At 73.4% G+C, this 5,694-nt stretch carries 2 protein-coding genes; both read right to left on the bottom strand.

Going from position 1 to position 5,694, the window contains the following annotated elements; genetic code table 11:
- On the bottom strand, positions 1-1,761 hold a 1,761-nt coding region (locus IL992_RS45225), incomplete at its 3' end, for a type I polyketide synthase (protein WP_449843681.1).
- Positions 1,762-1,764: 3 nt separating this feature from the next.
- Positions 1,765-5,694, bottom strand: a 3,930-nt coding sequence (locus IL992_RS45220; RefSeq protein WP_193209452.1) for a type I polyketide synthase, incomplete at its 5' end; no start/stop codon positions are given.

Raw genomic sequence — 5,694 nt, 5'->3', positions numbered from 1 at the left:
GCGTTGGCTGCCTTGGCCGGTGAACACGAAGGCGACCCCGCCCGGCCGGGCGATCCCGGTCACGATGGCACCGGTGTTTCCGCCGGCGAGTGCGCGGGTGCGTTCCAGGAGTTCGCCTCGGTTGGATCCGATGACGACGGCGCGGTGGTCGAAGTGGGTGCGGGTGGTGGCCAGGGAGTAGCCGACATCGACCGGGTCCAGCTCGGGGTGCCGGTCCAGGTGATCGGCCAGCCGGGCGGCCTGAGCGGTGAGCGCCTCCCGCGACCGAGCCGAGATCACCCACGGCACCACCGGCACCGCGCGCCCCGCGTCCGATGTCGCGGTAAGCGATGCCTGCGGCGTGGGGGTCGTGTCGGATGCCGTCTCGTCCTGGTCGGGTGCTTGTTCGATGATGACGTGGGCGTTGGTGCCGCTGACGCCGAAGGCGGAGACGGCGGCGCGGCGGGGATGTCCGGTCTCGGGCCAGGGGCGTTGCTCGGTGAGGAGGCGGATGGTGCCGGTGGTCCAGTCGACGTGGGGGGTGGGCTGGTCGATGTGGAGGGTTTGCGGCAGCAGTTTGTTGCGGATGGCGTGGACGGTTTTGATGATGCCGGCGACGCCGGCGGCGGCTTGGGCGTGGCCGATGTTGGATTTGAGGGAGCCGAGCCATAGGGGGTGGTCGGCGGGGCGGTTTTGCCCGTAGGTGGCCAGGAGGGCTTGGGCTTCGATGGGGTCGCCGAGGGTGGTGCCGGTGCCGTGGGCTTCGACGGCGTCCACGTCCAGGGGGCCGAGTCCGGCGTTGTCGAGGGCGTGGGTGATGACGCGTTGTTGTGAGGGGCCGTTGGGGGCGGTCAACCCGTTGGAGGCGCCGTCTTGGTTGACGGCGGTGCCGCGGATGACGGCCAGCACCCGGTGGCCGTTTTTCCGCGCGTCCGACAGGCGTTCGACCAGCAGCAGGCCCACGCCTTCGGCCCAGCCGGTGCCGTCCGCCGACGACGAGAAGGCCTTGCACCGCCCGTCCGGCGCGAGCCCCCGCTGCCGCGAGAACTCCGTGAAGCCGATCGGGCTGGCCATCACCGTGACGCCACCCGCGAGCGCGAGGTCGCATTCCCCCGTACGCAGCGCCTGGACGGCCAGGTGCAGCGCGACCAGCGACGACGAGCAGGCCGTGTCCACCGTCACCGCGGGGCCCTCGAACCCGAAGGTGTAGGCGATCCGCCCGGACAGCACGCTGCCCAGGTTGCCGATGGCCAGGTATCCCTCCAGCTCGTCGGGCACCTGCGGCAGCCGGGAGCCGTACGTGCGGTCGGCCACCCCCGCGTACACCGCCGTACGGCTGCCTTTGAGGGTGGTGGGGTCGATGCCGGCGCGTTCGAGGGTTTCCCAGGCGACTTCGAGCAGGAGGCGTTGCTGGGGGTCGCTGGCGAGGGCTTCGCGGCGGGAGATGCCGAAGAAGTCGGCGTCGAATCCGGCGATGTCGTCGAGGAAGCCGCCGTGGCGGGTGTAGGAGGTGCCGGGGTGGTCGGGGTCGGGGTCGTACAGGGCGTCGAGGTCCCAGCCGCGGTCGGCGGGGAACTCGGTGACGGCGTCGCGGCCCTCGGCGACCAGGTCCCACAGGTCTTCGGGGGAGGCCACCCCGCCGGGCAGGCGGCAGCCCATCCCCACGATCGCGATCGGCTCGCGTGACTTCGCCTCGATCTGCCGTAGCCGGCGCTCCGCCTGCTTGGTCTCCGCGATCGAACGCTTGAGGTATTCGCGCAGCTTTTCGTCGTTCGCCATCAGGAATCAGCCCCTGTCCAGGAGGTCGAAGAGTTCGTCGTCGGTGGCGGAGTCGAGGTCGAGTTCGGCGTCCGGGTCGTCGTCCGCAGCGGCCGGAGTGTCGAAGCGCGCCAGCAGCGCGCGGAGCCGGGAGACGACCTCGCCGCGCTCGTCCGGTTCGGCGAGCAGGCTCGCTTCCAGCCGCCGCAGCGCGGTCAGCGGATCGTCCGTCGGCTTGTCCTCGCCGTCCGTCTCGGCGTCGCCCAAAGCCGTCAGGATGTGCTCGGCCACCGCGGTGGGCGAGGGATAGTCGAAGATCAACGTGGTCGGCAGGGGCAGCCCGGTCGCCGCCCGGAGCCGGTTGCGCAGGTCGACGGCGGTCAGCGAGTCGAGACCCAGCTCCTTGAACGCCCTGGCCGGCGCGACCGCCTCGCCGTCGGAGTGCCGCAGCACCGCGGCGACCTCCGTACGGACGAGATCGAGCACGGCCTCGTGGCGCTGTGCCGGGTCGAGTCCGGCGAACCGCCGCGCGGGCGCCGGCGCGGGCGCACCGGGGGCGGCGTCCTCCACCGAGCCGCCCACCCCGGACGTACGGGAGGCGTCGAGCCAGTAACGGGTGCGCTGGAAGGCGTAGGTGGGCAGGTCGGCGAGGCGCGCTTCCGACCCGGCGAGGGCGACGCTCCAGTCGACCGGCACACCGCGCACGAACGCCTCGGCGACCGAGACAAGGAACCGTTCCGGTCCGCCCTGGTCGCGCCGGAGCGTGCCGGTGACCAGCGCCGGTGCGACGTCCGCGGCGTCGAGGGTGTCCTCGATGCTCGACGTGAGCACCGGGTGCGGGCTGATCTCGATGAACGCGCTGTGGCCGCCGGTCGCCAGCGCCCGGGTGGCGGCCTCGAACCGCACCGGCCGGCGCAGGTTGGCGTACCAGTACTCCGCGTCGAGTTCCTCGGGGCCGACCCAGTCGCCGATGACGGTCGACAGCATCGGCACGGTCAGCTCCCGGGGAGCGACGGGGGCCAGCGCCTTGACGATCTCTTCCTCGATCAGCTCCACCTGGGCGGAGTGCGACGCGTAGTCGACCGGGATCCGCCGGTTGCGCACCCCTTCGGCGTCGAGCGCGGCCAGCAGCTCCGCCAGGGCGCCCACCTCGCCCGACACGACCACGCTGCCCGGCCCGTTGACCACCCCGACCGACAGCCGCTCGTCCCAGGCCGCGATCCGGGCCTCGGCCTCCTCCAGAGGCAGGGCGATCGACGCCATCCCGCCGTCGCCCGACAGGGTGCGGATGGCCTGACTGCGCAGGGCCACCACGCGGGCGGCGTCGCGGAGCGAAAGGCCCCCCGCCACCACCGCCGCAGCGATCTCTCCCTGCGAGTGGCCGACCACGGCGTCGGGACGCACGCCGTACGACTGCCACAGCTCGGCGAGCGAGACCATGACGGCCCACAGCACCGGCTGGACCACGTCGACCCGGTCGAGCCCCGGCGCGCCGGGGACGCCGCGCACCACGTCGAGCAGCGACCAGTCCACGAACTCGGCCAACGCCCGCCCGCACTCGGCGAGCCGCTCCGCGAACACCGGCGCCGTCTCCAGCAGCCCGGCTGCCATGCCGGGCCACTGCCCGCCCTGCCCGGGGAAGACGAACACCACCTTGCCGGTCACGTCGGCCGTGCCGCGTACGACGTGTTCGGGCAGGGCGCCGTCGCGGGTGAGCGCGGCCAGCCCGGCGGACAGATCGGCGGCCGGCTCGGCGCTGCTCGGCGCGACCACCACGGCGCGCTCGGCGAACAGCGCCCTGGCCGACACGAGAGAGTGCGCCACGTCGACGGGGTCGAGGTCCGCACGGCCGTCCAGGTACGTCGCGAGGCCGACGGCCTGGCCGCGCAGTGCCTCGGGCAGGTGCCCGGACAGCACCCACGGCACGGCGGGCGGCGGCGCAGGCGCCTTCCTGTCCGGCTCCTCGGCGGCCGGGGGCTGCTCCAGGATCACGTGCGCGTTCGTGCCGCTGACCCCGAACGACGAGACCGCCGCCCGCCGCGGACGGCCGGTCTCCGGCCAGGGGCGAGCCTCGTCGAGCAGGCGTACGGCGCCGCTCGACCAGTCCACATGCGGGCTCGGCTCGTCGATGTGCAGCGTCTTCGGCAGGACGCCGCCGCGCATCGCCATGACCATCTTGATCACCCCGGCGCCGCCCGCGGCGGCCTGGGTGTGCGCGATGTTGGACTTCAGCGAGCCGAGCCACAGCGGCCGGTCGGCGGGCCGGTCCTGGCCGTAGGTCGCCAGCAGCGCCTGCGCCTCGATGGGGTCGCCGAGCGTCGTGCCCGTGCCGTGCGCCTCGACCGCGTCCACCTCGGACGCGGCCAGCCCGGCGTTGGCGAGCGCCTGCCGGATGACCCGCTGCTGGGACGGCCCGCTCGGGGCGGTGAGGCCGTTGGACGCCCCGTCCTGGTTGACGGCCGAGCCGCGGACGACCGCGAGCACCGGGTGTCCGTTCCTGCGCGCGTCCGACAGCCGTTCGAGGAGCAGCAGGCTTACGCCTTCTCCCCAGCCGGTGCCGTCCGCGGAGGAGGAGAACGCCTTGCACCGCCCGTCCGCCGACAGGGCCCGCTGCCGCGAGTACTCCACGAACGTGGCGGGCGACGACATCACCGCGACGCCGCCCGCGAGCGCGAGGTCCGACTCGCCCGTACGCAGCGACTGGGCGGCCAGGTGCAGGGCGACCAGCGAGGACGAGCAGGCCGTGTCCACCGTCACCGCGGGGCCCTCGAAACCGAAGGTGTACGCCACGCGTCCCGAGGCGATGCTGCCCGCGCTGCCGTTGATGAGATATCCCTCCAGGTCGCCGGGGACCTCCTGCAGCCGGGGCGCGTAGTCGTGGTACATGACACCGGCGAAGACCCCGGTCCGGCTGCCCTTGAGCCGCTGCGGGTCGATCCCGGCCCGTTCGAACGCCTCCCACGCCACTTCGAGCAGCAGCCGCTGCTGCGGGTCCATCGCGAGCGCCTCGCGGGGCGAGATGCCGAAGAAGGCGGCGTCGAAGTCGGCGACGTCCCGCAGGAGCCCGCCGTGCCGGGTATACGAGGTGCCGGGATGGTCGGGATCGGGGTCGTAGAGCCCTTCGAGGTCCCAGCCGCGGTCGGCGGGGAACTCCGACACCGCGTCGCCGCCGCTCTCCACGAGTCGCCAGAGCGCCTCGGGCGACTCGACGCCGCCGGGAAGCCGGCAGGCCATGCCGACGATGACGACCGGGTCGTCGGCCAGGGCCCCGATCGCCGCCGTTTCGGCCCGTACGGGTGCCTTCTCCGTACGGGCGCCTCCGAGCAGGCCGTCCAGCAGATCGGCGATGGCGTGGGGGGTGGGGTGGTCGAAGGTGAGGGTGGCGGGGAGGCGGAGGGTGGTTGTGGTGGTGAGGCGGTTGCGGAGTTCGACGGCGGTGAGGGAGTCGAGGCCGAGTTCGATGAGGGGTCGGTCGGCGGGGATGGCGGTGGGGTTGGGGTGGGTGAGGACGGTGGCGACTTCGGTGCGGACCAGGTCGAGCAGGGCCTCGGTCCGCTGCTCGGGAGTGAGCCCGGCGAGCCGGGCGGCCAGTGAGGTGTCCTGACCGGTTGCCTGGGCGGCCCGGGCGGCCCGGGTGGCCGATCCGCGGGGAGAGATCAGGCGGCGCAGCAGGGGCGGGGGCGTCTCGGTCGCCGTGTTCAGCCGCGCCGGCACGAGCACGGACGGCTGGCCGGCCTGGCCGAAGACGACTGCGTCGAACAGGGCCAGCGCGTGTGCGGTGGCGAGCGGATGCAGGCCGAGCCTGGCCAGCCGCTTCCGGTCGATCTGGCTCAGGTTGGTGGTGAGGGTGCTGGTGTGGGCCCATAGTCCCCAGGCGAGGCTGGTGGCGGGGAGGCCTTGGGTGTGGCGGTGGTGGGCGAGGGCGTCGTGGAAGGTGTTGGCGGCGGCGTAGTTGGC

This window comes from Microbispora sitophila (assembly GCF_014892245.1).
Classification (GTDB): domain Bacteria; phylum Actinomycetota; class Actinomycetes; order Streptosporangiales; family Streptosporangiaceae; genus Microbispora; species Microbispora siamensis.
The sequence above is the reverse complement of the archived record's forward strand: the minus strand, read 5'-3'. Positions and strand labels throughout refer to the sequence as shown.